Source organism: Pseudoflavonifractor sp. AF19-9AC, from assembly GCF_003478995.1.
Classification (GTDB): Bacteria; Bacillota; Clostridia; order Oscillospirales; family Oscillospiraceae; genus Lawsonibacter.
Genome location: NZ_QUGI01000006.1, coordinates 78,688 through 105,197 on the forward strand (window position 1 = coordinate 78,688; position 26,510 = coordinate 105,197).

Consider the following 26,510-nt stretch of genomic DNA (forward strand, 5'->3'; position numbering starts at 1 on the left):
AGAGCCGGAAGGCTCTGTTCCTCGTTACAGCCGCGCAGGGCTGTTTTTTTATGCTCATTTTACGGAGGTGACGGACATCAGAAAGCTCAAGAAATACACCCCAACGCCCTTCATGGCCAAGGGGTCACACTACGACAAAGCCCTGGCGGACTATGCCGTCAGCTTCATCCAATGTCTCTGCCACACCAAAGGCACCTGGGCGGGAAAGCCCTTCGAGCTGATCGACTGGCAAGAGCGCATCATCCGCGACCTGTTTGGCGTGGTCAAAGAGAACGGCTACCGCCAGTTCAACACCGCCTACATCGAGATCCCCAAGAAAATGGGCAAGTCGGAGCTGGCCGCTGCAGTGGCGCTTCTTCTCACCTGCGGGGACGGTGAGGAACGCGCCGAGGTATATGGCTGCGCTGCCGACCGCCAGCAGGCATCCATTGTTTTTGAGGTAGCGGCGGATATGGTGAAGATGTGTCCGGCGCTCTCCAAGCGGGTCAAGATCCTCGCGTCCCAGAAGCGCATCGTTTACCATCCCACCAACAGCTTCTACCAGGTGCTCTCGGCTGAGGCCTACTCCAAGCATGGCTTCAACATCCACGGCGTGGTTTTTGATGAGCTGCACACCCAGCCAAACCGAAAGCTCTTTGACGTCATGACAAAGGGTTCCGGGGATGCCCGGATGCAGCCCCTCTACTTCCTGATCACCACGGCAGGGACGGATACCCGCTCAATCTGCTACGAGACACACCAAAAGGCCAAGGACATCCTGGAAGGCCGGAAAATCGACCCCACCTTCTACCCGGTTATCTACGGAGCCGATGAGGGGGATGACTGGACAGACCCCAAGGTGTGGAAGAAGGCCAATCCCTCTCTCGGCATCACGGTGGGCATCGATAAGGTCAAAACGGCCTGCGAGTCCGCCAAGCAGAACCCCGCCGAGGAAAACAGCTTCCGCCAGCTCCGGCTGAACCAGTGGGTCAAACAGGCGGTGCGCTGGATGCCCATGGAGAAATGGGACCGCTGCGCCTTTGCTGCCTCGGAGGACGCTCTGGAAGGCCGGGTCTGCTATGGCGGTCTGGATCTGTCCAGCACTACGGATATCACCGCCTTTGTGCTGGTCTTCCCGCCGCTGGACGAGGAGGACAAATACACTGTGCTGCCTTACTTCTGGATACCGGAGGACAACATCGACCTGCGCGTCCGCCGCGACCATGTGCCTTACGATGTCTGGGAGCGGCAGGGGTACCTCCAGACCACGGAGGGAAATGTAGTCCACTACGGCTACATCGAAAAGTTCATCGAGCGGTTGGGAGAGCGGTTCAACATCCGGGAGATTGCCTTTGACCGCTGGGGCGCCGTGCAGATGGTGCAGAATCTGGAGGGCATGGGTTTCACGGTGGTTCCCTTCGGACAGGGCTTCAAGGATATGTCCCCGCCCACCAAGGAGCTGATGAAACTGGTGCTGGAGGAACGCATCGCCCATGGGGGCCATCCCGTCCTCCGCTGGATGATGGACAACATCTACATCCGCACCGACCCGGCGGGGAACATCAAGCCGGACAAGGAAAAATCCACAGAAAAAATCGATGGCGCCGTTGCCACCGTTATGGCCCTTGATCGGGCCATCCGATGCGGCAACGACACCAGCGAGTCGGTCTATGACAGCAGAGGGCTGCTGTTCATTTGATATGGTTTTATTTTTTTAACTTCAAGCCATCTTTAAATGCTTCTCCTACACGGTCAGTTACTTTATAATAGCCATGTGTATAGGGGTCAAATGCGATAGCGTTCACCAGTGAAATATCCAGCTTACCATCCCGAAGGACGCTTTCATCGGCTGTGACTTTTACTACCTTGCCAATCACGCCGCATCCATACTCGTTGCTCTGATACTCGATGAATTTGCATTCCAGACAAAGAGGGAACTCATTGATTACAGGGGCATCTACCGTCTCCGCTTTTGTTGCGGTGAGACCCGCCTGACCCAATTTATCCGAAACACGGTTACCGGAAACAACGCCAAAGTAGTCAGCCTCCACAACGTGGGCGGCATCGGCAATGCTGACGGTAAATCCGCCACGCGTTTTGATATTCTTTACGGTTTTGTGACTCTCAGTCAGGTTTAGCGCGACAGTATCGCGCTCCTGCATTGTTCCCCAGGCGGCATTCATCACATTTACAGTTCCATCCTCGTTATAGGTGGCTACCATCAGAACAGGCATGGGGAAAATGCCTTCAGTAATTTTCAATTCTTTTCTCATGCTGCTTGCCTCGCTTTTTTAAAGATTGACACCTACGGTGCTTTCCCTTATAATTATAGCCAGTAGCAAACAAAATTCAAGTACTGGCATTTGAGAAAGGTACTATCCTAAAAGGAAGTGTGACAATGATTCGTAACTACATCGAGAATGCGAATTTTGAGGATACTGGCTTCAGCTACACCATGTCGCTGATTTCCGGCAAGCACAAAATGGTGATTCTCTATTGTTTGATGGAGTTTGAAATCGTGCGGTTCAATGAACTGAAACGCTATCTGGGAAATGTATCCGATAAGACTTTAAGCACAAACCTGAAAGAGTTAGAATCAGCTCATCTCGTAGAGCGAAAAGAATATCCGCAAATTCCGCCAAAAGTAGAGTACTCTCTCAGTGAGCGGGGCAAGTCACTTATGAAAATTTTAGACCAGCTCTGCACATGGGGAGAGGAAAACAGGGTGTAATCTTTTCTCAATTTAAAAGTATTCTAAGCATCTATCGAAAGGTAGGTGCTTTTCTTATGCCCATTTTTAAGGATGGTGATGTGTATGGGCATCTTTTCCGGCTTGTTCAAATCCCGCGACAAGCCCCAGAACCGGACATCCGGCAGTGGGTACAGCTTCTTCTTCGGCGGCTCCACCGCCGGCAAGAACGTCAACGAGCGTTCCGCCATGCAGATGACCGCTGTGTACTCCTGCGTCCGCATCCTGGCGGAAGCGGTGGCGGGTCTGCCGCTGCACCTCTACCGCTACAAGGAGGATGGCGGCAAGGAAAAGGCGCTGGACCATCCGCTCTATAATCTTCTCCACGATGAGCCGAACCCGGAGATGAGTTCCTTCGTATTCCGGGAGACGCTCATGACCCATCTGCTCCTGTGGGGCAACGCCTACGCCCAGATTATCCGCAACGGCAAGGGCGAGGTCATCGCCCTCTATCCGCTGATGCCAAACCGCATGGTGGTGGACAGGGACACCAAGGGCCGGCTCTACTACCAATACACCACCAGCACCGAGGACGCTCCCACCATGAAGGGCGTCACCGTCAACCTGCCGCCTTCGGATGTGCTGCACATCCCCGGTCTGGGTTTTGACGGGCTGGTGGGCTACAGCCCCATTGCCATGGCCAAGAACGCCATCGGCATGGCGATTGCCTGTGAGGAGTACGGGGCCAAGTTCTTCGCCAACGGCGCGGCTCCCGGCGGTGTGCTGGAACATCCCGGCACCATCAAAGACCCCCAGCGGGTGCGGGAGAGCTGGCAGTCCACCTTCGGCGGCAGCGGCAACAGCAACAAGATCGCCGTGCTGGAGGAGGGCATGAAGTACACGCCCATTGGCATCTCGCCGGAGCAGGCGCAGTTTTTGGAGACGCGAAAATTCCAAGTCAATGAGATCGCTCGAATTTTCCGAGTGCCGCCCCACATGGTGGGCGACCTGGAAAAGTCGAGCTTTTCTAATATCGAGCAGCAGTCTCTGGAGTTCGTGAAATACACGCTGGACCCCTGGGTGATCCGCTGGGAGCAGACCATTCACCGGTCGCTCCTCCTGCCGGACGAGAAATCGCAGTATTTTGTAAAGTTCAATCTAGAGGGCCTGCTTCGCGGCGACTATCAGAGCCGCATGAACGGGTACGCCATTGGTCGGCAGAACGGCTGGATGTCCGCCAACGACATCCGGGAACTGGAGAACCTCGACCGCATTCCCGCTGAAGAGGGCGGCGACCTGTACCTGATCAACGGCAATATGCTCCCGCTCAAGGACGCGGGGGCTTTTGCAGATACCGAATCCAACGATGACGGAAAGGAGGAAAATGCCGATGAAGAAGTTTTGGAAGTGGAAGAATCAAGCCCAGACGGAGACGGCTCCGGCGGAACGGACGCTGTATCTGAACGGCACCATCGCCGAGGAAAGCTGGTTTGACGATGACGTCACGCCCCAGCTTTTCAAAGAGGAGCTGATGGCCGGGGACGGGAACATCACCGTCTGGATCAATTCTCCCGGCGGCGACTGTGTGGCGGCGGCTCAAATCTACAATATGCTGATGGACTACCCCCACGATGTGACCGTGAAGATCGATGGCATCGCGGCGTCCGCCGCATCCGTCATCGCCATGGCGGGCACCAGGGTCCTCATGTCCCCGGTGTCTATGCTCATGATCCACAACCCCATGACTGTTGCCATGGGCGACACCGGCGAGATGCAGAAGGCCATCGAGATGCTCTCCAGCGTCAAGGACTCCATCATCAACGCCTACGAGATCAAGACCGGCCTGTCCCGCGCCAAGCTGTCCCACCTCATGGACGCCGAGACCTGGATGGACGCCGGAAAGGCGGTGGAGCTGGGCTTCGCCGATGAGGTGATGAAGCGCCCCGCCGAAACCGAGGATATGGAACCCCCGGCGGTTACCATGCTGTATTCCAAGGCGGCGGTGGTCAATTCCCTCATGGACAAGATCGCCGAGAAATGCAAAACCAACCGACTCGCCCCCAAGGCGGAACCCAAGGGCCGCTCCGTAGACGATCTCTACGAGCGGCTCAATCTTTTGAAACATTAAAGGAGGAAAACTACCATGACTATTTTGGAACTGCGTGAGAAGCGCGCCAAGGCCTGGGACGCTGCCAAGGCTTTCCTGGACTCCCACCGCACCGACAGTGGCGTCCTGTCTGCCGAGGATGATGCCACCTACTCCCGTATGGAGCAGGAGATCACCGACCTGGGCAAGGAAATCGCCAGGATGGAACGCCGTGAGGCATTGGACGCTGAACTGAACCGCCCTGTAAACAAGCCCCTGACTGGCAAGCCGATGTCCGGCAATGATACTGCCAAGGCGGGCCGCGCCACCGATGAATACCGCCAGAACTTCTGGAATGCAATGCGGGCCAAGGTACCTATGCCCGGTGTGCTGAATGCCCTGCAGGTCGGTACCGACTCCGAGGGCGGATATCTGGTGCCGGACGAGTTTGAGCGCACCCTGGTGCAGGCACTGGAGGAGGAGAACATCTTCCGCCAGCTTGCCAAGGTAATCCAGACCTCCAGCGGCGATCGGAAGATCCCTGTGGTGGCCACCAAGGGCACTGCCAGCTGGATCGATGAGGAAGGTGCCTTCGTAGAGAGCGATGATGCCTTCAGCCAGGTGTCCATCGGTGCCTACAAGCTGGGAACCCTCATCAAGGTCTCCGAGGAACTGATGAATGACAGCATCTTTGACCTGGAGAGCTACATCTCCGCCGAGTTTGCCCGCCGCATCGGGGCCAAGGAGGAGGAAGCCTTCTTCACCGGTGACGGCAGCGGTAAGCCTCTGGGCATTCTGGCTGCCTCCGGCGGTGCAGAGACTGGTGTCACAGCTGCCTCCGCTACCGCCATCACCGCTGACGAACTGATGGATCTGTTCTACAGTCTGAAGGCCCCCTATCGCAAGAATGCGGTGTGGGTGCTGAACGACTCCACCATCAAGGCCATCCGCAAGCTGAAGGACAACAGCGGTCAGTACCTGTGGCAGCCCTCTCTGGTGGCAGGCACTCCCGACACCATTCTGGGCAGACCGGTCAAGACCTCTGCCTTCATGCCCGCCATCGGTGCCAGCCAGAAGACCATCGCCTTTGGTGATTTCCAGTACTACTGGATCGCAGACCGGCAGGGTCGCTCCTTCCGTCGACTCAATGAGCTGTATGCCGCCAACGGTCAGGTCGGCTTCCTTGGCACCCAGCGGGTGGACGGTAAGCTGATTCTGCCGGAGGCCATCAAGATTCTGAGCCAGAAGGAGGCGTAACACACAGCGGCATCGGAGATTCTCCCTCCGATGCCGCTCCACCAAGGGAGGTGCCATTATGACCGTAACCCTGGAGGAGGTGAAAACCTACCTTCGCATTGACTATGAGGATGAGGATGTCCTGCTCCAGACCCTTATTCAAGCTGCCACGGAGTTGTGTGCCGATGTGGTCCGCATTCCGGCGGCGGAGCTGATGGAGCAGGTCAACCCCAACCTTCACACAGCAGTGCTTTACACCGTTGCTTACCTCTACGAGCATCGGGAGGAGGCAGACCATCGGACCCTAACCCTGACCCTTCGCAGTCTGCTCTTTGGTGTACGAAGGGAGGGCTTTTGATGGAGATCGCACTGCTGAATGTTCGAATCACCATTCAGAAGAATGCAGTGGTCACAGACGGGATCGGCAACCATATGAACCGATGGACGGACTACTACACCTGCCACGCCACCGTCAGCGGTGAGGGCGGGAAGGAAGCTCTGTCTGCCGGACAGACGCTTGCCGAGGAGACAGCGGATTTCACCATCCGTTACTGCGGCAAAGCAAAGGAAATCACCTCCACAGGCTACCGAGTCCTGATGGGCGGTGAACACTACGACATTGTGGCTGTGGACCACCAGAATTATAAGCGCAGGAGCCTCAAGCTCCGCTGCCGGAAAGGAGGCCATTGACCGTGGCAAATGTGGAACTGGATGAACTGGCCTCGGCTGTTATGGCGGAACTGGAGGAGTATGCCCAGTACACTGCCGAGGCATTGAAGGAATCCGTTAAGGAGGCCGGTACTGCAGTCCGGGATCATCTGCGCAGCAACTCCCCCAGAGACAGCGGTGACTACGCCAAGAGCTGGACGGTAAAGGTGACCGAAATGCCCCACGGCAGTAAGGTGCTGGTTCATTCCCGGAACCGCTATCAGCTGACCCACCTGTTGGAGTACGGTCACGCCAAACGAGGTGGCGGTCGTGTGGCGGCACAGCCCCATATCGCCGCTGCCCAGACTGTGGGAGAAGAAGTGCTGAATCAGGAACTGCAGCGGAGGCTCTCGAATGGATGATCTGAAATCTACCTTAGAGGCTACCGGATTTCCTGTGGCCTACCACCATTTTGCAGAGGGAGAGGCGGTTAATCCGCCTTTTCTCTGTTATTACGCACGAAGCTCCCACAACTTCTTTGCAGATGATGCAGTTCACCATCCTATCATCGCCTATCTGGTGGAACTTTACACAGAGCAGAAAGACCCCCATACAGAGGCGATGGTGGAGAATGCTCTTGCTGCCTACGGGTGGGAAAAGAGCGAAACCTATCTTGAGTCTGAAAGACTCTATGAAATTCTGTATGAAATCGAGGTGTGATCCATGGCAGATAACAAAGTCAAATTCGGACTGAAAAATGTCCACTACGCGCCCATTACCTCTACGGAGGGTGGAACAGCAGTCTTTGGGACGCCGGTCCCCATCCCCGGTGCGGTCAATCTCTCCCTGGATGCAGCGGGAGATACCAGCAGCTTTTATGCCGATAACATGGCATATTTTGTCACCGCCGCCAACGATGGGTACAGCGGCACTCTGGAGATGGCCCTCATCCCCGACAGTTTCCGCAAGGATGTTCTGGGTGAAGTGGAGGATGCCACCGATAAGGTTTTGGTGGAAAACTCCGCTGCCGAGGGAAAAAACTTTGCTTTCCTTTTTGAGTTTTCCGGTGACCAAAAGGCTACCCGTCATGTGCTGTACAACTGCACCGCTACCCGTCCTTCCATGTCCAGTGCTACAACCACCAACACGAAGGAGCCTACCACCGACACACTGAGTCTTACGGCCTCGCCTTTAGCAAACGGAAATGTGAAGGCAAAAACCACAGCGGAAACCACACCTGCTGCCTATGACAACTGGTTCAAAACCGTCTGGCAGCCTGCAGAATTGGAGGGATAAGCAATGGTCAGAACTATTACCGTTGATGGCAAGGAGGTCACCTTCCGTGCCAGCGCCGCCATTCCCCGGATGTATCGGATGAAGTTCCGCCGGGACATCATGCAGGATATGCGGGAAATCGATCAGGCCACCAGAGGTCGCTCCATCCCGCCCCGGCTTTTGGAGGCTTTTGAGAATATGGCCTTTCTCATGGCGAAACACGCAGATCCCAAGGGGGTTCCAGACACAGTGGAGGCATGGCTGGACGGCTTTGAAACCTTCTCCATCTATGAGATTTTTCCAATCATTGCCGAGTTGTGGGCGGTCAATATGGAGACGGTGGCGGATTCTAAAAAAAAATTCGCAGCAGCGAACGGGAAATGACAACCGCATTGTTCTTGCTGCGGGTGGCGCAGCTTGGCATCCCCATCCGGGATTTGGAGTTGCTGTCCATTGGCATGGTTTCGGATATGTTTACCGAGGCCTGCAATGACCAGTGTTCCTATCATGAAATCGCCACCCAGGAGGACTTCGATGCGTTTTAAGGAGGTGCGCTTTTGGCCAGCAAAATCAAAGGCATTGTCGTAGAAATTGGCGGCGACACTACCAAATTGGACAAGGCGCTGCAGACGATAAACAAGGACCTGCGCAGCACCCAGTCGGATTTAAGCGAGATCGACCGCCTGCTCAAGCTGGACCCCAAAAATGTCACGCTTCTGGCACAGAAGCAGAAAAGCCTGACGGATGCGGTGACCGCCACCCAAAAGAAGCTGGATACCCTTCGGGCTGCCGCTGATCAGGCTGAGGAGGCTCTGAGAAAGGGCGCCATGACCGGAGAGCAGTATGATGCCTTGGAACGGGAGATCATCCGGGTGGAGCACAGCCTGAAAAGCCTGGAGGAACAGGCGGCGGATACCAAACGGAAAATGGAGAGCATGGGGATGAGCGCGGCAGAGATCTCCGAAAAAACCGGTTCTCTGGCGGATAAGACACGAGGACTGTCGGTGGGGATCGCTGCCGTTGGCGCTGCCGCCCTGGCGACCATTCCCGCCACTGAGGAATTTCGCGACTCCATGTCCATGCTGGAGAGCAATGTGGTTGCGGCAGGGGCAAGCATGGATTTTGCCCAGGAGGCATTCAAACGCTTTCATGCGGTGTCCGGGGAGATCGACAGCAGCGTGGAGGCGCTGTCCAACCTGCTGCAGACCGGATTCAATGAAAATCAGATGGCACTGGCGGTGGATGCACTGTCCGGCGCCGTGGTTCGGTTTCCCGACACGCTGAAGATCGAGAGTCTCGCAGACAGCCTGCAGGAAACCATTTCCACCGGCACAGCCACCGGTCAGTTTGCAGAACTGTTGGACCGTCTGGGCATCGGTGCGGATAACCTTACCGCCGCCATGGAGGGGGTCAGCGGCGAGGCGGCCCGCCAGAATGTGGCGCTGTCCTTTCTGGCCTCCACAGGCCTTGCCCAGAGCTATGAGGCGTGGCGGCAGGAAAATCAGGTGATGGTGGAAAGCCGCAATGCTCAGATTGAACTGCAGGAGCAGATGGCGCAGCTGGCAGAGTCCATTATCCCGTTGGCAACCCGAGTGACGGAGTTGGCAACACAGTTTCTCAACTGGTTCAACTCCCTGTCCACCGGAGGCAAGACCGCTGTTGTTGTATTGGCGGCGATTGTTGCGTCCATCAGTCCGGCGCTGACCGCCATCTCCAGCCTCTCCAATATCATCGCCCATGCCGGTACCATCTTCACGGTAGCCAATGCGAAGATCCTGATCATCGTCGCTGCAATTGCCGCCCTGGTATTTGTGGTCAGTCAGTTGGCAGGAGCCTGGCAGAATATGAATGGGTTGGAAAAGGTGGTGGCGGTTCTGGGCATCCTGGCGGCTGCAGCATTTACTGCCGCTGTAGCGGTAGGCGCCTTCCAAAGCGCCGCCACACTGGGTATTGCCGCCATTGCCATTGCCGCCGGTGTGGCTGCGGTTATGGTTGCGGTGAACAGCGCACAAAGTCGTGCCAATCAGCTGCAGCAGCAGATGAACAGTATCCCCAAGCTGGCAGACGGCGCGGTCATTGCCCCCAACAAACCGTTTCTTGCCATGCTGGGTGACCAGACCGGTGGCACCAACATCGAAACGCCCCTCTCTACCATGAAACAGGCATTTTCTGAAACCCTGGGCGAACACGGCGCATCTTCCGGCGGAACACTGTACGCCACCATGCAGGTGGACGGTGTTACCTTTGCCCGACTGGTGGCTCCGTATATGGATCGGGAGAATCTTCGCCGGGGCGTTTCCCTTGTGGAGGGTTGAATATGCAAATTGTAATGGACAATATTACCTACCGCCTGCGGGTGAAAATGGGTTCCCTGGAGGAGTCCTTCCGCATTGAGGACGGTCCCAATGCGGACACACTGCTTACCGGTGAGGAAAGCCGGGATATTATCGGCACCTACTACGAACACAAGCTGAGCATAGAACCGGATCCCCGGTACTACCAGGATTATCTGGACTTCTACCGGGCTATTTCCGCTCCGGTAGACAGTCACACCATCACACTGCCACATGAGAATGGCACCATCACCTATGCCGCCATGGTTAACTCCGGGCGGCACAGCATAAAAGACCGCATTGGTACCACTAGCCGCTTTACCGGCCTGACGGTGACCTTCAAGGCAAAGGCGCCGCAACGCGCGCCTGAGTGAGGAGAGACTATGGGAAGAAACAAAATCATATACCGCGGCAAAACCTTCACGAAGCTGCGCTCCGGCAACTGCTATCTGGTGACCTCACTGCCCTATTCCGAGCTAGAGGCCAATACGCTGAGTGTGACGGTGGAAAGCGATGATCGTACACTGACAGAGTTCAACCGAGGAGATCCTCTGGTATATCACTATCGCAATCGCCAGGTGGGGACCTTCTATGTCCAGGACATTCAGCGCATTGCAACCAATCAGTATGAGTTTCACGCCACCTCCGCCATTGGTATTCTCAGTGAGGGCAAGCACTACGGCGGCATCTACACTGGTCAGACGGCCCAGGAGGTGATTGCAGATCTCTGCGGCAGTGTTCCCCACACAGTCAAAAAAGGGCTGCAAGGGGTCAAGCTATATGGCTGGCTCCCCATTGCCACTTCCCGGGAAAACTTGGCCCAGGTGCTTTTTGCCATGGGTGCCACCGTGACGACAGATCTGGATGGAGTGCTGCACATCGAGGGAATCTGGGATGGATTCAGCGGCGTCACAGGCGCCAATCGGCTTTGCATCGGCTCCAAGGTGGCGTATGGGACCAAGGTGACCCAGGTGAGCATTACAGAGCATCAGTATATCGCCATTGGAGAAGCCAAGAACCTATTTGAAGGTACCACAGAGTATGGCGATATGATCACCTTTGACGAGCCCATGTTTGACCTTGTGGCATCGGGGTTCACCATTTTGGAGAGCAATGCAAACTACGCCAGAGTATCGGCGGGCAGCGGCACTCTGGCAGGAAAGCCTTACACCCACAATACCCGCACGGTAATCCGTTCTGTGACCTCTTCTGACCGCCCCAATGTCAAGGCGGTGGAGGAGGCCACATTAGTCTCCCTGGCCAATTCAACCGCTGTGGCAGATCGCATGGCTGACTACTATCAGTGTATCCAGACTGTTGAAGCACCGACCATTTACACTGGTGAACGGCCCGGGGATCGCAGATATATCTTCCACCCCTATGACTGTAAAACGGTGGATGCCTGTGTCAAAAGCGTTGACATTAACATCTCCAATACCTTGAAGGCCCGGGAGAAAAGCCTGGTGGGCTTTGTCCCCTCTCAGTCTGGCGAGGTGGAGTATTTCGACTATCGGGAGATTATCGACCGGGATAGCACATGGACTGTACCGGAGGGGATCACAGTAATTCGTGTGGTCCTCATCGGCGGCGGTCAGGGTGGATACTCTGGAAATCCCGGTGAAACCGCACCTAAACAAACCGTGATAACGGACACCTCGGAAGTGACCAATGCCCGAACGAACTATATTGGGACCAATCCCACAGAGCCTGGGGAAGGTGGTGCCCCAGGTGCTGCGGGCCATGGCGGCAATGTGTGGCAAACGACACTGGATGTGCAGCCAGGGCAGGTATTCTCCATCACCATCGGCAAAGGCGGCTCCGGCGGCGCAGCAGGGATGGAGACGCTAGAAGGCACCAATGGAACGGATACTGTATTTGGAGAACTATCTTCTGCCGAGGGCGGCGTCCTCCCTGGGGGATTTCTGGAGGAGTTTGAAGGCCAGCTCTATGCCTGCCAGGGAGGCCAGGGCATCTCCGGTGGTCGTGGTGCCGGGCGGGCCAGAAATGAGGAAGGATATTGGGCCGACATTCCCGGCGCAACCATCACCGTCAACGGAGTGACCTATGTTTGCGGCAATCAGGGTGAAAGCCTGGAGGACAGCGGAGGCAGTTACAGTGCAGACTACGGTTACCGGGAATCCACCTCTCAGGGTGGTTATGGAGGCGGCCCCGCCTACGGAGCCAACGGCAATCATGGTCAGTCCGGATACGCCAGAGTCTACTCCACCAGTGTATCCAGCAAAGGCGGCTCCGGTGGTGCGGGAGCAGACGCCTTGCCGCCGCCCAAGGAAACCGTGTATGGAAAGGGGGGCATGGGCGGCAACGGCGGCGGTGGCGGCGGCAGTTCCGGCAGCGGTGTGTCCTCCTGCCGTGTGCAGAAGAAGTGGGATTCTTCCAGCGGCAGCTATGTGGTCACAGTTAAAACTGCCAGTATCTATGCCACTGCGGCTACACCTGCCAGCGGTGGAAAAGGCAGCAGCGGCGGTGAGGGTGCCGATGGCTGTGTGATTATCTACTATCGAAAGCCAAAGCCGGTACAGGCTGGGGCGGTCATGGATCGCGAAGGACAGTTTGTTCTGGACCGCCTTGGCAGATTACGCATTGTCTGAGGAGGATCTCAATGACACAGGAAGAGTTTAATGCCATGCTGATAGCAGCAAAACCCACATTGAAAACCTTGCTTCAGGAACTGTTGGCGGAGGGATTGGAAGGTGGCTATTATACCAGCAAGTATTCCGGCGAAGAGATGGATGCCTTGCTGGATAAAATTTCTGCACTTCCCGGTGCATGATACGAGGAGGAGTTAAAATGAAAGAATTCTGGAATACCATTCAGCTAGTGATTGCCGCAATTGGCGGATGGCTGGGCTGGTTCCTGGGCGGCTGTGACGGTCTGCTCTATGCCCTGATTGCCTTTGCGGTGGTGGATTATCTCACCGGCATCATGTGTGCTATCGTGGACAAGAAGCTGTCCAGTGCAGTGGGGTTCAAGGGTATCTTCAAGAAGGTGCTGATCTTCGTGCTGGTGGGTATCGCCAATATCCTGGATGTGCAGGTTATTGGCAACGGCAGCGTTTTGCGAACTGCAGTTATTTTCTTCTACATCTCTAATGAGGGCATCTCCCTTCTGGAAAACGCCAGCCATTTAGGATTGCCCATCCCTGCTCCCATCAGGAATGTCCTGCAGCAGCTCCATGACAGAGCGGAGGAAGGAGCGGTGAAATGAACCTGCACCAATGTTTTCTGACCGATAATCTCTGCTATCAGGCGGGAGAAAAAATGAAACCAAAGGGCATCATGGTCCACTCCACCGGTGCCAACAACCCCTCCCTCAAGCGGTATGTAGGCCCAGATGATGGCTTTCTTGGCGAAAATGTCTACGGCAACCACTGGAATACCGCCACACCGGGTGGGAGAAAGGCCTGCGTTCACGCGTTTATCGGCAAACTGGAGGACGGCACCATTGCCACCTACCAGACGTTGCCCTGGGATTATCGAGGGTGGCATGCCGGTGGCAGCGCCAACAATACCCACATTGGCTTTGAGATCTGTGAAGATGATCTGACCGACAAGGTGTATTTTCAGAAGGTCTATCGGGAGGCTGTGGAACTGTGCGCCTACCTCTGCAAGCAGTATGATCTGACCGAGCAGGACATCATCTGCCATAGTGAGGGCTACAAGAAGGGCATTGCCTCCAACCACGGTGATGTGATGCACTGGTTCCCCAAGCACAGCAAGAGCATGGATGCTTTCCGCGCGGAGGTGAAGGCGGAACTGGACCGTTTGGAGAAGTCCCTTGCGGACAACACCGCGGCCAGCTGGTCTGCCGATGCAGTAAACTGGGCGGTGTCCAGCGGTCTCATGGCTGGAGATGCCAACGGAAATCTGATGCTCCGCAGCCCACTGACCCGAGAGCAGTTCTGCGTGATGCTCAAACGGTATCACGATCAATTTCATACGGCATGACTAACTGCCCACCGGAGAGAAACTCTCTGGTGGGCAATATTTTTTTGCGTATTTCCCTCATAATCGTCCCTTCCTTTGGCTGTAAAGTGAGAAATGTTTTATGACCAAAGGAAGGGGCTTGTTATGACAGAAGCCGAAAAGCTCAAAATCCATAAACTGAGGCAGGAGGGGCTGGGGTATAAGAAAATCGCCGCCGCCCTGGCCCTGCCGGTCAACAGCGTGAAAACCTACCTCCGCCGCCATCCCGCTGGAGAGAATGCCGCTGCCGTTCCAGATGTCTGCGAGAGGTGCGGGAAGCCCATCGTCCAGGTACCCCACCGAAAACGAAAACGGTTCTGCTCGGACTCGTGCCGCATCTCTTGGTGGAACGCACACCCAGACAAGGGCGGGAAGCGGACACTCCACACCTTTACCTGCACTTACTGCGGACGCTCGTTTCAAAGCGGTGCGAAAGGCCGGCGTTACTGCTCCCGCATCTGCTACACCGCAGCTCGGAAAAAGGTGGTGAGCGCCGATGGATGAGCTGTACCAGCGTTTGACCGCTTACCAGACCGCCATGAGCCTTGCCAGGAATATGCTCCGGCAGGACATCATCAGCGAGGATGACTACCGCGAAATTGATACAATTATCGCCAAAAAGTATGGGGTATCTTCGTGTAGCATATTCCGCTATGAAGGGCTGAAATTACTGGATAACAGGCCCCGTTAGAGGTAATATGCACTAGACAAGGAGGTGCCGGAATGGCAAGAACCATTCAACAAATTTCATTCCCCGCACCCATGCGGCCCAGCTTAAAGCGGGTCGCGGCCTATGCCAGAGTTTCCTCCGGGAAGGATGCCATGCTGCATTCTTTGTCCGCACAGGTGAGCTACTACAGTGCGCTGATCCAGAAGCACACTGGCTGGCTTTACTGCGGGGTCTACGCCGATGAAGCGTTCACCGGCACCAAGGACAGCCGGGACGGGTTTCAAAGTCTGCTGGCTGAGTGCCGTGCCGGAAACATCGACATGGTCATCACCAAGTCCATCTCTCGCTTTGCGAGGAACACGGTGACCCTGCTGGAAACCGTCCGCGAGCTGAAAGCCCTGGGGGTTGACGTTTATTTTGAGGAACAGAACATCCACACTATGAGCGCAGACGGAGAACTGATGATGACCATCCTGGCTTCCTACGCACAGGAAGAGAGCCGCTCCGCCAGCGAGAATCAGAAGTGGCGGATTCGCCGAGGGTTCGAGCGCGGCGAGTTGGTCAACCTGCGTTTCCTGTTCGGCTACAAAATCGAGAAAGGCCGCGTGACCGTTGACCCAGAAAAGGCGGCGGTGGTGCGGGAGGTGTTCCGCAGAGCTTTGGAGGGCGAATCCCTTACCAGTCTGGCCATTGACCTAAACCGGCGAGGGTTCACCGGTGTTCTGGGCGGGAAATGGAACTCCATGCGAATCCGGGAGATGCTGTCCAATGAAAAGTACTTGGGCAATGCACTCCTGCAAAAGCAGTACCGGAACAACCATCTGGAGAAAAAGGAGATTCCAAACCGGGGTGAGCTGCCCCAATACTATGCGGAGGGAACCCATGAAGCCATCATTGACCAGGCCGCCTTTGATGCCGCCCAGGAGCTTCTTGCCGGAATTACGGAAAACAGCCCGATCAAGCGGCCTCGCCGGCGGTCAGCCTTTACCAGTATGATTACCTGCACGGTGTGCGGTCGCAACTACAAGCGATGCACTGGCGGGAAGCGACATTTCTGGAACTGCCCAACTGCGGTGCAGACAGATCTGCCTTCCTGCGGCACATCCCAGATCCCGGAGAAGCTGCTCTACGACCTTGCCGCCCAGGTGCTCGGTCTTGCTCAGTTCGATGAGGGAGTTTTCCTGGAAAGGGTCAAAGGCATCGATGCCCTCCCGGACAAGACCCTGGTGTTCCATTTCAAAGACGGCTCCACGGCAGAGCGGCATTGGGAACACATATCCAGGGCCAAGAGCTGGACGCCGGAGATGAAGGAAATCGCCCGGCAGCGGGCGCTGGCGCAAAGGAGAGGTGAAAAATGGCAAGAGCCGTAACGGTCATCCCGCCCACCATTCAGCCCATCACACACCTGGCGCGTAACGCTGTGGTGCGCCGGCGGGTAGCGGCCTATGCCCGCGTCTCCACCTCCAGCGAGGAACAGCTCACCAGCTACGAAGCCCAGGTGGACTACTACACCCGCTTCATACAGTCCAAGCCGGAATGGGAGTTCGTAAGGGTCTACACCGATGAAGGCATTTCAGCGGTGAACACCAAAAAGCGCGAGGGTTTCAACCAGATGGTGCGGGATGCGCTCGATGGGAAAATCGACCTCATCGTGACGAAATCCGTCAGCCGGTTTGCCCGGAACACTGTAGACAGCCTGGTGACCGTCCGCAAGCTGAAGGAGAAGGGCGTGGAGGTCTATTTTGAAAAGGAAAATATCTACACCCTGGACAGCAAGGGCGAACTGCTGATCACCATCATGTCCTCTCTGGCGCAGGAGGAGAGCCGCTCCATTTCAGAGAACGTCACCTGGGGCCAGAGAAAGCGTTTCGCCGATGGAAAGGTCAGCCTGCCGTATAGCCACTTCCTGGGCTATCGGAAGGGCGACAACGGTTTGCCGGAGATCGTGCCGGAGGAAGCAGAAACCGTCCGCTGGATTTACAGTCTGTTCCTCAGCGGAAAGACCACCGGTTCAATCGCAGGACTTCTCACCAGGGAGGGGATACCAACCCCCGCCGGCAAGAAAAAGTGGGCGGCAAGCACTGTGGAGAGCATTCTCAAAAACGAGAAGTACAAGGGCGAAGCCCTCCTACAAAAGGCGTTCACGGTGGATTTCCTCACCAAAAAACAGAAGAAAAACGAAGGCGAGGTGCCGCAGTACTATGTGGAGAACAGCCACCCGGCCATCATTGACCCCGCCGAGTGGAAGCTGGTGCAGCGGGAGCTGGAGCGCAGGAAAGCCATCGGGCGCAGCTACAGCGGCAACAGCATCTTTTCCTCCCGGCTGGTCTGCGGAGACTGCGGCGGTTACTTTGGCTCCAAGGTCTGGCATTCTACCGACAAATACCGGCGCACCATCTGGCGGTGCAACAGCAAGTTCACCGGCGAGGAAAAGTGTCAGACCCCGCACCTGACCGAGGAGGAGATCAAGGCCCGGTTCCTGGATGCCTTCAATACGCTGGTTTCGGACAAAGAGCGGCTGCTGGACGAGTGCCGCACCATGCAAGCGGCGCTTACCGACACCGGCTCCCTGGACAGTGAGATTTCGGCGCTTCTTTCCGAAATGGAGGTGGTGGCCGAGCTAACCAAGCGGTGCATCGAAGAGAATTCCACCACGGCACAGGACCAGACCACTTACCTGGAACGGTACAACGGCCTGGCAGAACGGTACGAAACCGCCAAGGCCAAGCTGGAGAAGCTCCAGGCGGCAAAGGCCCAGCGGGAAGCCAAGGCCGAGGACATCGGCGGCTTTATGTTCGAACTGGCGGAGTACGGAGAGTCCCTCACGGAGTTTGATGACCGGCTTTGGCTCACGGTCATCGACATTGTCACCGTCCACCGGGATGGGCGGCTTACATTCAAATTCCAGACGGGGCATGAGATGCTTGAATAAGAATCAATTTTATTAAAAAAGGGGGCGGAAGGTTTCCGTCCCCTTTACTATTATGGAATGTATTTCATCCCCCACTGTGAAATAGCATAAAACACTGGCAATAAGTCCTGCCCTTTCTCTGTGAGGGAATACTCCACCCGCAGCGGCATCTCATTATATTGAATGCGCTGCACCAGTTCATCCTTTTCCAATTCTTTGAGCGCATTGGTTAGCGCCGTATTGGTGATGGGCTTGAGCAGCTTTTTGAGTTCGCCAAACCGCATGGGAGACTTGATGCACAGCTCATAGAGGATCTGGAGCTTCCACTTACCCTGCAGCATCTGCACCACCGGCATAACAGGGCAATTGCCACTCTCCGTAAGAATGACGTCGCTTACCTTTTCTTTGAATTCCTCGTAAGTCATTGTTGATTCCCCACTTTAGACAGGTATTGTTTTTGATACCAGGTACAAACAATTTGCGTACTTGATTTATTATGACAATCAAGTATAATAATTGTACCAGTAGAAGCTGGATATGTCAATCTCCAAATCACTCTGAAAGGATGAAACACGATGAGAGAACTGAACATTATGGAGGCCACTGTCTATTCTTCCCCCAATCCGCTGACTTTGATCTGTTCTTTGAATGAAGATGGCACCACCAACCTGGCCCCCATCTGCTTTGTCTCCTATCTCTCTTTCAACCCGCCGATGGTGGGATTCGCCGCCGGAAAGCAGTCCCACACCGGCAAGCGTGTGCGGGAGACTGGAAAAGTCATCGTCACGGTCCCCGGTGAAAGTCTGGCTGGCGCAGTGATGGCCTGCGGCACCTCCACCGGCGCCAAGTTAAACAAGGTGGCCGAAAATCACATCGAAATGAAGTCGGTAGACGGCAGCGACATTCAGATTCCAGCGGACACCCGGCTGGCTATGGCGGCGACCCTGCAGCAGTCCGTGGAGGTGGGCGACCACATCCTGCACATCTGCCAGGTGGACAAGTTCCTGGGCGATGAGGACAAGAAAGGTCTGTATGCTTGGAACGGCTTTGGAAAGGTCGCATCTGCGGCAGAAGGTTGAATCTTAAAGCAGGAAGGAGGCGTCAGCGGTGGCCATCTGCATCAAGGACTGTATTCAGAATATGAATCTGGTGATCGGCTGTCCCATTGGCTGCAGCTACTGCTACGCCAGAAACAATGTCCGCCGGTTCCACATGATCGACGACTTTGAAAAGCCGGAGTTCTTCCCAGGTAAGCTGCGGCTGATGGAGAAGAAGCGTCCTCAAAATTTCCTGCTCACCGGCATGAGCGATTTTGCCCACTGGCAGACAGAGTGGCGAGATCAGGTATTTTCCAAAATGGCTGAAAATCCACAGCACCAGTATCTGTTCTTGACCAAGCGGCCGGAGGACATCGTCTTTTCCACCCCATTAGACAATGCCTGGTTCGGCGTGACTGTGACTTCCAGCAGGGAGAAAGGCCGCATCCAGACTTTACGGGAGCACATCCGCGGCGGGCATTACCATGTGACCTTTGAACCCATGTTTGACAACATCGGTACAGTAGACCTCACTGGCATCGAATGGATCGTCATTGGTACTGAGACTGGACGCAGGAAGGGCAAGGCCGTCTCCAAACCGGAGTGGGTGTGGAATTTGACTCATCAGGCTCACGCACTTGGTACTCCTGTGTTCATGAAGGAAGATCTGCTTCCTATCATTGGCGAGGAAAGCATGACACAAGAGCTGCCTCCGGCCTTCTGCCGGGTATTGGAGGAACAGAAAGCATGGCGGAAATAGTGGAAAGCGGTGTCCTGATCCGGGATGTGGAAACGAAAAACATCATGACCTATTATGTGTTTGGAATCAGTTGTAGTTCCCTGACGTTTCTTGTTGTGGTATAATACAACGGAACAGTTGCCGTTGTACTGAGTAGTTGTAGTTCCCTGACGTTTCTTGTTGTGGTATAATGGGCCGTCAGAAATTACAATAAAGTATAGCCACTTGGACAACAAACAAGAAGTAAAACGAGAACGGCCCCTAAGATGGTTACAGGTGCCAGAGCAATGATATGAGTGCAGTATACTCATGCCATATGGAGGAGCAATGGAGAGAAGGAAAACGCAGGCTATGGCGTCGCATAGCGCCATATTTTTATTGCTGAGTATTTTTACATTTGTGTTTCTTGGTTCGGAATATCTATATGTCAATATGGTCTCCCGCATTGTCGAGGAAAGCCAGACGGTCATTGCACAAAATTATGCGCTGGGCGTCAATGCCCTTGGATTTCTTATATACCCGCTGATAAACCGCTCTGTCCGCGAGAGGAACAAGACGATCCTTATATTTTCCCTATCGTTCCTCTCCATTATCTGCATATTTTTGATCCAACAGCACATCTCGTTTTCCGTCACGCTTGCGGCAGGCGTGGTTCTGTTTCTGTTGCTGGGCGTTTTTGGCGGCTCCGTTCATTATCTGGCTGCCTGCACGATCCGGACCGAACGCATAGCCGGCCTGGTGGGAATCTCCTACGCGGCCGGCATCCTGCTACAGTACGCAAACAACAATTTGGTAAATATAGAGATCGCGGAGGCCGCGGTACTCTCTGTTTCCCTTGCGGTACTGAGTGTTTTGATCATGCGCACACGCCGCATCCACAAAGAAGCACTCGCATCGGATGAAACGGCGCCGCTCCGAACCGCGCTCCGCCCCGATGAAATGTCCAGAAAGAAAATACCGGCGGGACTGCTCCTGGTACTTCTGGTGGCCCTGATGGCCTGCGTATTCAGCACATTGGATAACGCGATCACCCTGGGCCATGCGGCGGGCACGATGGACATCGGGCAATGGCCCCGTATGCTGCTGGCCCTGAGCGGCCTGGCTGCCGGTTTCCTCTTTGATATCCGGAAAAGAAAATATATGACGCTGATGATGTACTGCGTGATGGTGCTCTCGGTGCTGTGTGTGATTGTTCTCCGGTGGGGCGGGCCATTCCTGACCGGAGTAGCGGTCGCCTATGTGGCCTCCGGATTTTTTGTCGTGTTTTTTACCACCAGTTTTTTGGAGCTCGCTGCCTGTATGCGCCTGCCGGACCTCTGGGCCGGCATGGGACGGGCGGTGAATAATCTCGTGGCGGCGCTGGTTACCAACGGCTCGGTGACGCTGCTCCTTGCCGGCAGGAGTATTACGCTGATCGTCCTCATGCTGGTGCTGTTTGTCGCGGCCAGCATCCTGATGTTTGCCTACACGGTCAAGGCTCATGCCGTATTGGCGCCGCCCCCGGCTCCGGCGGCGGGCTACACGCCGAAGGAAAAGTTCTCTTCCTTTGCCAGCCTCTATTCATTGACTGACCGGGAGCGGGATGTGCTGCAGTATTTACTGGTCTCGGACGGCAGCGTGCAGGATATCGCGCAGCAGATGGCCCTTTCCCGTCCTGTGCTGTATCGCCATATCAGAAGCCTGAATGAAAAGACCGGAACCCAGAGCCGGATCGGCCTGCTGCAGTTCTATTATGAGTGGATGCCGGAGAACAAGGGCGTTACCCCTGAAAAAAGCCCGGATTTCAAGGCGTGAGACAAATGTACCCCCCCTGTCATTCGAAAAAAACGATGTAAAATAAAAAAAGAGACAAATGTAACCTTATATTTTAAGGCCATCTATGCTACGCTTTCCACAGATACTGGCGCAGCATCCCGGCCTACGACAAACCGCGTCAGGATCTCCTGGCGCGGTTTTTTGCGTCCACCCCGTCCGCAGCGGTGTGGGACGCTCAGGCCAGGCAGTCGCTGTATAAGGAGGAAATGAAATTTGAGAAAAACAGGATCTATTTTAGTGGCCCTGCTGCTCCTGTTTGGCCTGACTGCCTGCGGCGGTCCGGGAAACGAACCGGAGAGCGAAAGCGTGCCGAAGGGAGATGGTCAGATAACATCGGAGCCTGCCCCATCTTCCCGGGAACCCGCGGTGTCGATCACGGAAACGGCGGCCAGGACTGTGGATTTGGAACTGTATGAAACCCCAGATTTCAGCATCCAGATTCCCAAGGGCTGGACGGTCACCAGCGGCGGTACAGGGATGTATCACTCCATCCGGATTCAGGACCCCGCTGAGCCCCTCAATCAGATGTTCGTTCTCTTGAAGGCGGATATCCTGCTCCACAGTCAGGAGGGAAAGGACGCCTGGACCTATTATTCCGGCGTGACCGGTATGCCTGATATGCAGATATTTGCCCAGGCTCCCGTGCTGTCCAGCCCATCTACAGAGAATTTTTATCAGATCTTCCCGCAGTACGCCGACTTTGCCGCCCAATATGGCCCCGGCTATGCCGGCTATACCTTCCCCCAGTTTGAGGCCTTCACTGTGACCGAGCGTTTCCCGTCCACCGGCAGCCTGAGCGCCTACGCGCTGGGCGATGAGCTGCTGCGGGCCACCTTCACCGAAGACGGCAGAGAGGGAGAGGGGATGTTTGCCGCGTCGGTCGTGGATTTTGGCAGTGTTCCCATCGCGGCCGGCCCGCCGGTAGGCTACCAGCTCCCCCAGGCGGACGGCGGGTATTATATGGCGTATAACATCATGGCGGTCACAGCGGCCAAGGACACCTTCGTTGAGTGGGAGGGCATTTTGACCGAGAGCCTCGGCACACTGGAGTACTCGGAAAACTTTGTAAACGCCACCATCCAGGCGGGGCAGGAAGTGGTACAGCAGGCCATGGACTTCAGCCGAAATGCAAACGAGGTGCTGAACGGGATCATGTCTTCCTGGAAGGCGCGAGACACCAGCGTGGACATCCAGAGCCAGAAGCAGAGCGACGCCACATTGGGATATGAGCGCGTTTACGACACGGAAACAGGTGATATCTACCGGGCGGAGAACGGCTGGAGCGACAGCTATTCTGGGGAGCGCTATCAGCCGGTGACGGAAGACGAGATGTACGTACAGCCCATCAGCGGCTATATTGAGTGAAAACTGCCCTGCTTACAACGACAGGTAGCTGCATTTTTTTAACGAACAGGAGGAGCGTGAATGAATTATAGCATCTCGAAGATCATCCCATATGTCCGTCGGTATGTGCTCCTTGGAATTTATGACGTGCTGGACGGCGAAAGAGTGCCTTATCAAAAGAAAGAGGACACGGTCGTGGCCAAAGCGGAGGTATACGGCAATCTCAGCACCTTTTCTATCTCTGCCGAGGAGCAAGAGATGGGGACCGAGCTGAAGGTCACCATGCTGCAGTCCTGCGTGGGATTGTCTGAGCAGGGAAAAGAGCGGGCCATGACCGCTGTGATGGATCGAATCGTACAATATCTGGAAAACGAGCTTTTGATGAATAATCGCGCTGCTATAATAATGCCGCAGGAGGATAAATATGGATAAGAAACGTGCAGGAGTAATAAAGCTTTTGATCTTGGCAGTGGTACTAGTCGCTGCGATAATTACCGGTTTTTTAACTGGGGCAATACAACCAGATGCGCTTGCTTCCAGTTGGGCGTTTAGTGCCGATGTGTTGCTGCGCCTTGTTATCATGATGGCAGGGGTACTGTTCGTGGAATACCTGGTAGAGCTTATCTTGGGATATTGCAAGCCAGAGGCACATCGTGCCCGGTCGGTGATTACAATTATCCGCAGCCTGTTGAAATACGCAGCTGCCATCGTTATACTCTGTTGGGGCCTGACGATCATTGGAGTAAATATTACGGTGGTATTGGCCAGCGTAGGGGTACTGACGTTGATCGTTGGGTTCAGTGCAGAGAGTCTTATTGCTGATCTTGTAACTGGCCTATTTATGCTCTTTGAAAATCAATACAACGTGGGAGACATTGTGGAGATAGGGGGATTTCGTGGGACAGTGACCGATATTGGCATTCGCACGACATCAATTACCGATGCCAGCGAGAACATCAAAGTCATCAATAACGCGGATATGCGCAACATTTTAAATCGATCTGATCGCGTCTCAAAGTCTATTTGCGATATACCTATTCCCTACGAGACCGACTTGGAAGACTTGGAGGCAGCTCTTCCAGGGCTGCTTGATGAGATCTACAAAGCACATAGTGATGCAATGAAAGCGGGGCCTGTCTACTTGGGTGTGCAAAGTCTGGCCGACAGCGCTGTTATACTGCGTTTTTGTGTGGATGTGAGAGAGAAAGATATCTACTCAGCAATCCGAATCCTCAATCGAGAGCTGTTGCTAGGCTTCCGTCGGCTGGGAGTGGAGTGCCCCTTCCCGCAGTTGGATGTTCACAGCAGATAGGCTATGAAAAGGAAAGATGTGCGGCATGAGCCGCCTTTAGAGCATAAGCTTCCGTCAGAGGATACTTTACCTGAACAATTTCCTCTGCCAGAGGAGTATATGATCCCGCCGGAACCTTCTCCTGGACCAGAACGCGCACCGTTACCTCCTGAGTTTCACAGCAGCGGAAAAAACAATTCGTTTAGGATGAAGCGCAAGAACATATGGCGTATGGCAACTATGTTGTTCTCGCTGATATTGTTGGCCGTTGCGGTGTATGAGGCCGGATTGCCAGAAGCTGGAGATATGACCTCTTCTATCCCACCCGACGATGCAACGCAAGTACAGCCTAATGATAATTCTATGCAGGTTCCGCCATCAGCAGAGGAACTGCCCCCAGACCCACCCGACGATGCAACGCAAGTACAGCCTAATGATAATTCTATGCAGGTTCCGCCATCAGCAGAGGAACTGCCCCCAGACCCACCCGACGATGCAACGCAAGTACAGCCTAATGATAATTCTATGCAGGTTCCGCCATCAGCAGAGGAACTGCCCCCAGAGCCTAAAGAGGAAAGCTCCATTTACACCGCTACCATAGGCAGCTCTTACGGCCTGATCGATGTGACCCTGGCGGATCCTGAGACCATTTCATCGGCCAAGATCACCATGTTCGATCAGATTTCAGGAGAAACATACTATGAAGATCAATTTGGCGCCGGTATTCCCCAGGAGGATATCAAGGCCGGGCATTACAGCACCACATATTATAATTATGTACCGGATTTTGAAGCCTATTGGGCGGCCAACGGCGAGGGCGCTTTCCCCGACTTTGCGTTCACCCTGACTATCGAGCGGACAGACGGAGAAACCGAGGAATACGCATCCGAGCATATGGGAGACGGCCCGAACTCCATATCCGTGCGGTACGAAAAGGATGCCGGCGCGGTGAAGGTCCGGCTGTATAACTTGCGGGGCGAGGATTTCATCCCGGTGGTGTGCGGCGCGCCGGAAGACGCGGTGGGCGAAACGGTCAGCGTGACGGTGTTCGTGGACGGCCAGCCCATCCCACAGGAAAACTACACGGTTGCGGATGAAACAGAGGAGAGCCAGGTGTCCCATATGGATACTCCGGATGAGATAGAGACTGTCACAGATTATATCCGAGTGATCACCGCCACACTGCCGCAGCCCATTTCCGCCGATGCCAAGGCGACTGTCGCGCTGGATATGGAGTTGAACGGGCACCGGTTTACCTACAAAAATCCGATTATAGATCCGCTGGTCTGACACTGAAATTGACAGAAAGGAAGGAGTGGAGAAAATGGTAAAAAAATGGGGCAGGAAGCTGCTAAGGTATATGGGAACTTTGTCTTGACGAAAGCCCCGAAAAGAGAGAAAGTGCGCGGCTCGGAGAACACCGGCCTCAGGAATCGGTGAACCCCCTTGGCGCAAAGTGAACCCCCTGACGCCCAAAGGGGGTTCATTTGTATCACAATTAGGGTCATTTGCCAAATGGACATTACACGAACACCTATTATTTCAAAGGCGGTTTTGCCGTATTGGTGTGGCTGTGATGTCGGCAAGAAAGAGCGGTCAAGGTCTTATGCCTTGGCCGCTCTTTTGCTATAGTGTATTATTCTCGCTTTGTTCTCTTTGCCATTTGACAAAAAACGCCTGTCCCTGTTCACTGTTATAAAAATAATGAAGATCACTGAGTTTATGGTGGATCCCCGCAGTCTGGGATCCAAGGTCAGCGACACTTCATGTGCAAATCGCTATTTTTATCTTTTTCTCTTTACATTTTTTGTGCTATATGCTACACTCTATATGGCAAAATGTTTACACCATCCAAGAAACTCTCTTGCCTAATTCCGATCGTAAAGTTACTGTTACCGGTCCAAATGGTGTGTCTGAACGCATTCACCGCGAAAATATGATCTATTTTACTTGGACTCCATATTCTGGTGAATCCCAAACATGGTCTGTTGACACCTCTGCTCAACCCGATACCGTCACCAATAACAACGGAATCGAACCCTATGCTTCGAGTTCCATTGAAGGTCTCGAATGGGGATTCTCGTGTAAATACGATGATAGCGATGAATCTACCTTCGGTATCTATTGGCTACTTTATTCCGAAGATGGTGGGCACGTTGCTTATGATTCCAACAACTCTACATACCGCGGATATGCCGAAACTTTCTGGCAGAATATTATTTCCATGAATGCTTGCATCCGAGACGCTAAAATAGCGATGGCTGAATACAGCGCTAAGGAAATCGCCATGGTTGTTAGTGCCTTAGCTGGGGCAGATGCTGCATACGAAGTTATCACTAACGCCTTAGATGCCGTCACATCTGACTATGCCTCTGCACAATATTGGCAGACCGCACGCGAATATGCCAATTTAGCTAACTACTATTTTAACCGTTTCCAAAGCGCAACTGGTAGTATCAACAGGTCCGTTTAAT

General features: G+C 54.6%; 32 protein-coding genes. 30 read left to right on the forward strand and 2 right to left on the reverse strand.

Annotation, left to right across the window (positions count from 1 at the left end; translation table 11 throughout):
- Nucleotides 1-76 precede the first annotated feature (76 nt).
- Nucleotides 77-1,678, forward strand: a complete 1,602-nt coding sequence (locus DWX58_RS10980; RefSeq protein WP_199648797.1) for a terminase TerL endonuclease subunit — start codon at nucleotides 77-79, stop codon at nucleotides 1,676-1,678.
- 7 nt (nucleotides 1,679-1,685) lie between these two features.
- Here DWX58_RS10980 and DWX58_RS10985 read toward each other — a convergent pair whose 3' ends face one another.
- Nucleotides 1,686-2,252, reverse strand: a complete 567-nt coding sequence (locus tag DWX58_RS10985; RefSeq protein WP_022190708.1) for a flavin reductase family protein — start codon at nucleotides 2,250-2,252, stop codon at nucleotides 1,686-1,688.
- A gap of 125 nt (nucleotides 2,253-2,377) precedes the next feature.
- Here DWX58_RS10985 and DWX58_RS10990 point away from each other — a divergent pair, with 125 nt between their 5' ends.
- From DWX58_RS10990 to DWX58_RS11080, 21 genes are all read left to right on the forward strand, one after another.
- On the forward strand, nucleotides 2,378-2,710 hold the full coding sequence (locus tag DWX58_RS10990; RefSeq protein ID WP_022190709.1) for a helix-turn-helix domain-containing protein: 333 nt from the start codon (nucleotides 2,378-2,380) through the stop codon (nucleotides 2,708-2,710).
- A gap of 84 nt (nucleotides 2,711-2,794) precedes the next feature.
- A complete protein-coding gene (locus tag DWX58_RS10995) occupies nucleotides 2,795-4,162 on the forward strand; it encodes a phage portal protein (RefSeq protein WP_118643811.1) in 1,368 nt (455 codons plus the stop codon).
- On the forward strand, nucleotides 4,059-4,796 hold the full coding sequence (locus tag DWX58_RS11000; RefSeq protein ID WP_118643813.1) for a head maturation protease, ClpP-related: 738 nt from the start codon (nucleotides 4,059-4,061) through the stop codon (nucleotides 4,794-4,796). Before DWX58_RS10995 ends, DWX58_RS11000 begins: the two co-directional genes overlap by 104 nt.
- 15 nt (nucleotides 4,797-4,811) lie before the next feature.
- Nucleotides 4,812-6,011 carry a phage major capsid protein gene (locus tag DWX58_RS11005; protein ID WP_118643815.1) on the forward strand — a complete coding sequence of 400 codons (1,200 nt, stop codon included), beginning with the start codon at nucleotides 4,812-4,814 and terminating at the stop codon, nucleotides 6,009-6,011.
- A gap of 58 nt (nucleotides 6,012-6,069) precedes the next feature.
- The gene (locus DWX58_RS11010) at nucleotides 6,070-6,348 is read left to right on the forward strand and encodes a head-tail connector protein (protein ID WP_118643817.1); all 279 of its coding nucleotides are present in this window, start codon (nucleotides 6,070-6,072) and stop codon (nucleotides 6,346-6,348) included.
- The gene (locus tag DWX58_RS11015; protein ID WP_118643819.1) at nucleotides 6,348-6,680 is read left to right on the forward strand and encodes a phage head closure protein; all 333 of its coding nucleotides are present in this window, start codon (nucleotides 6,348-6,350) and stop codon (nucleotides 6,678-6,680) included. The genes DWX58_RS11010 and DWX58_RS11015 overlap by 1 nt, the downstream gene beginning before the upstream one ends.
- 2 nt (nucleotides 6,681-6,682) lie before the next feature.
- The gene (locus DWX58_RS11020; RefSeq protein ID WP_243093430.1) at nucleotides 6,683-7,060 is read left to right on the forward strand and encodes an HK97 gp10 family phage protein; all 378 of its coding nucleotides are present in this window, start codon (nucleotides 6,683-6,685) and stop codon (nucleotides 7,058-7,060) included.
- Entirely contained in the window at nucleotides 7,053-7,358 is a 306-nt protein-coding gene (locus DWX58_RS11025) for a hypothetical protein (RefSeq protein ID WP_118643821.1), read from the forward strand. The genes DWX58_RS11020 and DWX58_RS11025 overlap by 8 nt, the downstream gene beginning before the upstream one ends.
- A 3-nt stretch (nucleotides 7,359-7,361) precedes the next feature.
- On the forward strand, nucleotides 7,362-7,934 hold the full coding sequence (locus DWX58_RS11030) for a major tail protein (protein WP_118643823.1): 573 nt from the start codon (nucleotides 7,362-7,364) through the stop codon (nucleotides 7,932-7,934).
- A gap of 3 nt (nucleotides 7,935-7,937) precedes the next feature.
- Complete coding sequence (locus DWX58_RS11035) at nucleotides 7,938-8,297, forward strand: hypothetical protein (protein WP_118643825.1); 360 nt, start codon at nucleotides 7,938-7,940, stop codon at nucleotides 8,295-8,297.
- Nucleotides 8,294-8,458: a hypothetical protein gene (locus tag DWX58_RS15410; protein WP_199648782.1), complete on the forward strand. Its 165-nt coding sequence runs from the start codon at nucleotides 8,294-8,296 to the stop codon at nucleotides 8,456-8,458. The genes DWX58_RS11035 and DWX58_RS15410 overlap by 4 nt, the downstream gene beginning before the upstream one ends.
- A 12-nt stretch (nucleotides 8,459-8,470) precedes the next feature.
- Complete coding sequence (locus DWX58_RS11040; RefSeq protein WP_118643826.1) at nucleotides 8,471-10,228, forward strand: hypothetical protein; 1,758 nt, start codon at nucleotides 8,471-8,473, stop codon at nucleotides 10,226-10,228.
- Between the two features lie 2 nt (nucleotides 10,229-10,230).
- Complete coding sequence (locus tag DWX58_RS11045) at nucleotides 10,231-10,620, forward strand: hypothetical protein (RefSeq protein ID WP_118643828.1); 390 nt, start codon at nucleotides 10,231-10,233, stop codon at nucleotides 10,618-10,620.
- Between the two features lie 9 nt (nucleotides 10,621-10,629).
- Nucleotides 10,630-12,855, forward strand: a complete 2,226-nt coding sequence (locus tag DWX58_RS11050; protein ID WP_118643830.1) for a hypothetical protein — start codon at nucleotides 10,630-10,632, stop codon at nucleotides 12,853-12,855.
- Nucleotides 12,856-12,866: 11 nt separating this feature from the next.
- Nucleotides 12,867-13,037 carry a hypothetical protein gene (locus DWX58_RS15230; protein WP_158579267.1) on the forward strand — a complete coding sequence of 57 codons (171 nt, stop codon included), beginning with the start codon at nucleotides 12,867-12,869 and terminating at the stop codon, nucleotides 13,035-13,037.
- Between the two features lie 17 nt (nucleotides 13,038-13,054).
- The gene (locus DWX58_RS11055; RefSeq protein ID WP_118643832.1) at nucleotides 13,055-13,471 is read left to right on the forward strand and encodes a phage holin family protein; all 417 of its coding nucleotides are present in this window, start codon (nucleotides 13,055-13,057) and stop codon (nucleotides 13,469-13,471) included.
- Nucleotides 13,468-14,211 (forward strand): N-acetylmuramoyl-L-alanine amidase, encoded by a 744-nt coding sequence (locus DWX58_RS11060; protein ID WP_118643834.1) that lies wholly within the window; start codon nucleotides 13,468-13,470, stop codon nucleotides 14,209-14,211. Before DWX58_RS11055 ends, DWX58_RS11060 begins: the two co-directional genes overlap by 4 nt.
- Before the next feature lie 123 nt (nucleotides 14,212-14,334).
- Nucleotides 14,335-14,733: an RNA polymerase subunit sigma-70 gene (locus DWX58_RS11065; RefSeq protein WP_118643836.1), complete on the forward strand. Its 399-nt coding sequence runs from the start codon at nucleotides 14,335-14,337 to the stop codon at nucleotides 14,731-14,733.
- On the forward strand, nucleotides 14,726-14,920 hold the full coding sequence (locus DWX58_RS11070) for an SHOCT domain-containing protein (RefSeq protein ID WP_118643838.1): 195 nt from the start codon (nucleotides 14,726-14,728) through the stop codon (nucleotides 14,918-14,920). Before DWX58_RS11065 ends, DWX58_RS11070 begins: the two co-directional genes overlap by 8 nt.
- A gap of 32 nt (nucleotides 14,921-14,952) precedes the next feature.
- Entirely contained in the window at nucleotides 14,953-16,269 is a 1,317-nt protein-coding gene (locus tag DWX58_RS11075) for a recombinase family protein (protein ID WP_118643840.1), read from the forward strand.
- Nucleotides 16,254-17,831, forward strand: a complete 1,578-nt coding sequence (locus DWX58_RS11080) for a recombinase family protein (protein ID WP_118643842.1) — start codon at nucleotides 16,254-16,256, stop codon at nucleotides 17,829-17,831. Before DWX58_RS11075 ends, DWX58_RS11080 begins: the two co-directional genes overlap by 16 nt.
- Nucleotides 17,832-17,881: 50 nt before the next feature.
- Here the strand turns inward: DWX58_RS11080 and DWX58_RS11085 are convergent, their stop codons facing one another.
- Nucleotides 17,882-18,235, reverse strand: a complete 354-nt coding sequence (locus DWX58_RS11085) for a helix-turn-helix domain-containing protein (RefSeq protein WP_022190734.1) — start codon at nucleotides 18,233-18,235, stop codon at nucleotides 17,882-17,884.
- A gap of 150 nt (nucleotides 18,236-18,385) precedes the next feature.
- On the opposite strand from DWX58_RS11085, the gene DWX58_RS11090 reads away from it, so the two are divergent.
- The 8 genes from DWX58_RS11090 (at nucleotide 18,386) to DWX58_RS15135 (ending at nucleotide 26,509) form a co-directional block, all read left to right on the forward strand.
- A complete protein-coding gene (locus tag DWX58_RS11090) occupies nucleotides 18,386-18,889 on the forward strand; it encodes a flavin reductase family protein (RefSeq protein WP_118643844.1) in 504 nt (167 codons plus the stop codon).
- Nucleotides 18,890-18,917: 28 nt separating this feature from the next.
- Entirely contained in the window at nucleotides 18,918-19,607 is a 690-nt protein-coding gene (locus DWX58_RS11095; RefSeq protein ID WP_022190736.1) for a radical SAM mobile pair protein A, read from the forward strand.
- Between the two features lie 306 nt (nucleotides 19,608-19,913).
- Nucleotides 19,914-21,380: a hypothetical protein gene (locus tag DWX58_RS11100; protein ID WP_087389012.1), complete on the forward strand. Its 1,467-nt coding sequence runs from the start codon at nucleotides 19,914-19,916 to the stop codon at nucleotides 21,378-21,380.
- A gap of 234 nt (nucleotides 21,381-21,614) precedes the next feature.
- A complete protein-coding gene (locus tag DWX58_RS11105; protein WP_132587296.1) occupies nucleotides 21,615-22,766 on the forward strand; it encodes a hypothetical protein in 1,152 nt (383 codons plus the stop codon).
- A 60-nt stretch (nucleotides 22,767-22,826) separates the two neighbouring features.
- The gene (locus tag DWX58_RS11110; RefSeq protein WP_087389011.1) at nucleotides 22,827-23,177 is read left to right on the forward strand and encodes a hypothetical protein; all 351 of its coding nucleotides are present in this window, start codon (nucleotides 22,827-22,829) and stop codon (nucleotides 23,175-23,177) included.
- Entirely contained in the window at nucleotides 23,170-24,057 is an 888-nt protein-coding gene (locus DWX58_RS11115; protein WP_118643846.1) for a mechanosensitive ion channel domain-containing protein, read from the forward strand. Before DWX58_RS11110 ends, DWX58_RS11115 begins: the two co-directional genes overlap by 8 nt.
- A gap of 210 nt (nucleotides 24,058-24,267) precedes the next feature.
- Nucleotides 24,268-25,326, forward strand: coding sequence for a hypothetical protein (locus DWX58_RS11120; protein ID WP_147382264.1), 1,059 nt, complete (start codon nucleotides 24,268-24,270; stop codon nucleotides 25,324-25,326).
- A gap of 574 nt (nucleotides 25,327-25,900) precedes the next feature.
- Nucleotides 25,901-26,509, forward strand: a complete 609-nt coding sequence (locus DWX58_RS15135) for a hypothetical protein (protein ID WP_147382265.1) — start codon at nucleotides 25,901-25,903, stop codon at nucleotides 26,507-26,509.
- Nucleotide 26,510 lies beyond the last annotated feature (1 nt).

Excerpts from the sequence above, each read along its gene's own strand:
- DWX58_RS10985 (WP_022190708.1), bottom strand. The coding sequence starts at position 2,252 with ATGAGAAAAGAATTGAAAATTACTGAAGGCATTTTCCCCATGCCTGTT.
- DWX58_RS10990 (WP_022190709.1), top strand. The coding sequence starts at position 2,378 with ATGATTCGTAACTACATCGAGAATGCGAATTTTGAGGATACTGGCTTC.
- DWX58_RS10995 (WP_118643811.1), top strand. The coding sequence starts at position 2,795 with ATGGGCATCTTTTCCGGCTTGTTCAAATCCCGCGACAAGCCCCAGAAC.
- DWX58_RS11000 (WP_118643813.1), top strand. The coding sequence starts at position 4,059 with ATGAAGAAGTTTTGGAAGTGGAAGAATCAAGCCCAGACGGAGACGGCT.
- DWX58_RS11005 (WP_118643815.1), top strand. The coding sequence starts at position 4,812 with ATGACTATTTTGGAACTGCGTGAGAAGCGCGCCAAGGCCTGGGACGCT.
- DWX58_RS11010 (WP_118643817.1), top strand. The coding sequence starts at position 6,070 with ATGACCGTAACCCTGGAGGAGGTGAAAACCTACCTTCGCATTGACTAT.
- DWX58_RS11015 (WP_118643819.1), top strand. The coding sequence starts at position 6,348 with ATGGAGATCGCACTGCTGAATGTTCGAATCACCATTCAGAAGAATGCA.
- DWX58_RS11025 (WP_118643821.1), top strand. The coding sequence starts at position 7,053 with ATGGATGATCTGAAATCTACCTTAGAGGCTACCGGATTTCCTGTGGCC.
- DWX58_RS11030 (WP_118643823.1), top strand. The coding sequence starts at position 7,362 with ATGGCAGATAACAAAGTCAAATTCGGACTGAAAAATGTCCACTACGCG.
- DWX58_RS11035 (WP_118643825.1), top strand. The coding sequence starts at position 7,938 with ATGGTCAGAACTATTACCGTTGATGGCAAGGAGGTCACCTTCCGTGCC.
- DWX58_RS15410 (WP_199648782.1), top strand. The coding sequence starts at position 8,294 with ATGACAACCGCATTGTTCTTGCTGCGGGTGGCGCAGCTTGGCATCCCC.
- DWX58_RS11045 (WP_118643828.1), top strand. The coding sequence starts at position 10,231 with ATGCAAATTGTAATGGACAATATTACCTACCGCCTGCGGGTGAAAATG.
- DWX58_RS11050 (WP_118643830.1), top strand. The coding sequence starts at position 10,630 with ATGGGAAGAAACAAAATCATATACCGCGGCAAAACCTTCACGAAGCTG.
- DWX58_RS15230 (WP_158579267.1), top strand. The coding sequence starts at position 12,867 with ATGACACAGGAAGAGTTTAATGCCATGCTGATAGCAGCAAAACCCACA.
- DWX58_RS11055 (WP_118643832.1), top strand. The coding sequence starts at position 13,055 with ATGAAAGAATTCTGGAATACCATTCAGCTAGTGATTGCCGCAATTGGC.
- DWX58_RS11060 (WP_118643834.1), top strand. The coding sequence starts at position 13,468 with ATGAACCTGCACCAATGTTTTCTGACCGATAATCTCTGCTATCAGGCG.
- DWX58_RS11065 (WP_118643836.1), top strand. The coding sequence starts at position 14,335 with ATGACAGAAGCCGAAAAGCTCAAAATCCATAAACTGAGGCAGGAGGGG.
- DWX58_RS11070 (WP_118643838.1), top strand. The coding sequence starts at position 14,726 with ATGGATGAGCTGTACCAGCGTTTGACCGCTTACCAGACCGCCATGAGC.
- DWX58_RS11075 (WP_118643840.1), top strand. The coding sequence starts at position 14,953 with ATGGCAAGAACCATTCAACAAATTTCATTCCCCGCACCCATGCGGCCC.
- DWX58_RS11080 (WP_118643842.1), top strand. The coding sequence starts at position 16,254 with ATGGCAAGAGCCGTAACGGTCATCCCGCCCACCATTCAGCCCATCACA.
- DWX58_RS11085 (WP_022190734.1), bottom strand. The coding sequence starts at position 18,235 with ATGACTTACGAGGAATTCAAAGAAAAGGTAAGCGACGTCATTCTTACG.
- DWX58_RS11090 (WP_118643844.1), top strand. The coding sequence starts at position 18,386 with ATGAGAGAACTGAACATTATGGAGGCCACTGTCTATTCTTCCCCCAAT.
- DWX58_RS11100 (WP_087389012.1), top strand. The coding sequence starts at position 19,914 with ATGGAGAGAAGGAAAACGCAGGCTATGGCGTCGCATAGCGCCATATTT.
- DWX58_RS11110 (WP_087389011.1), top strand. The coding sequence starts at position 22,827 with ATGAATTATAGCATCTCGAAGATCATCCCATATGTCCGTCGGTATGTG.
- DWX58_RS11115 (WP_118643846.1), top strand. The coding sequence starts at position 23,170 with ATGGATAAGAAACGTGCAGGAGTAATAAAGCTTTTGATCTTGGCAGTG.
- DWX58_RS11120 (WP_147382264.1), top strand. The coding sequence starts at position 24,268 with ATGGCAACTATGTTGTTCTCGCTGATATTGTTGGCCGTTGCGGTGTAT.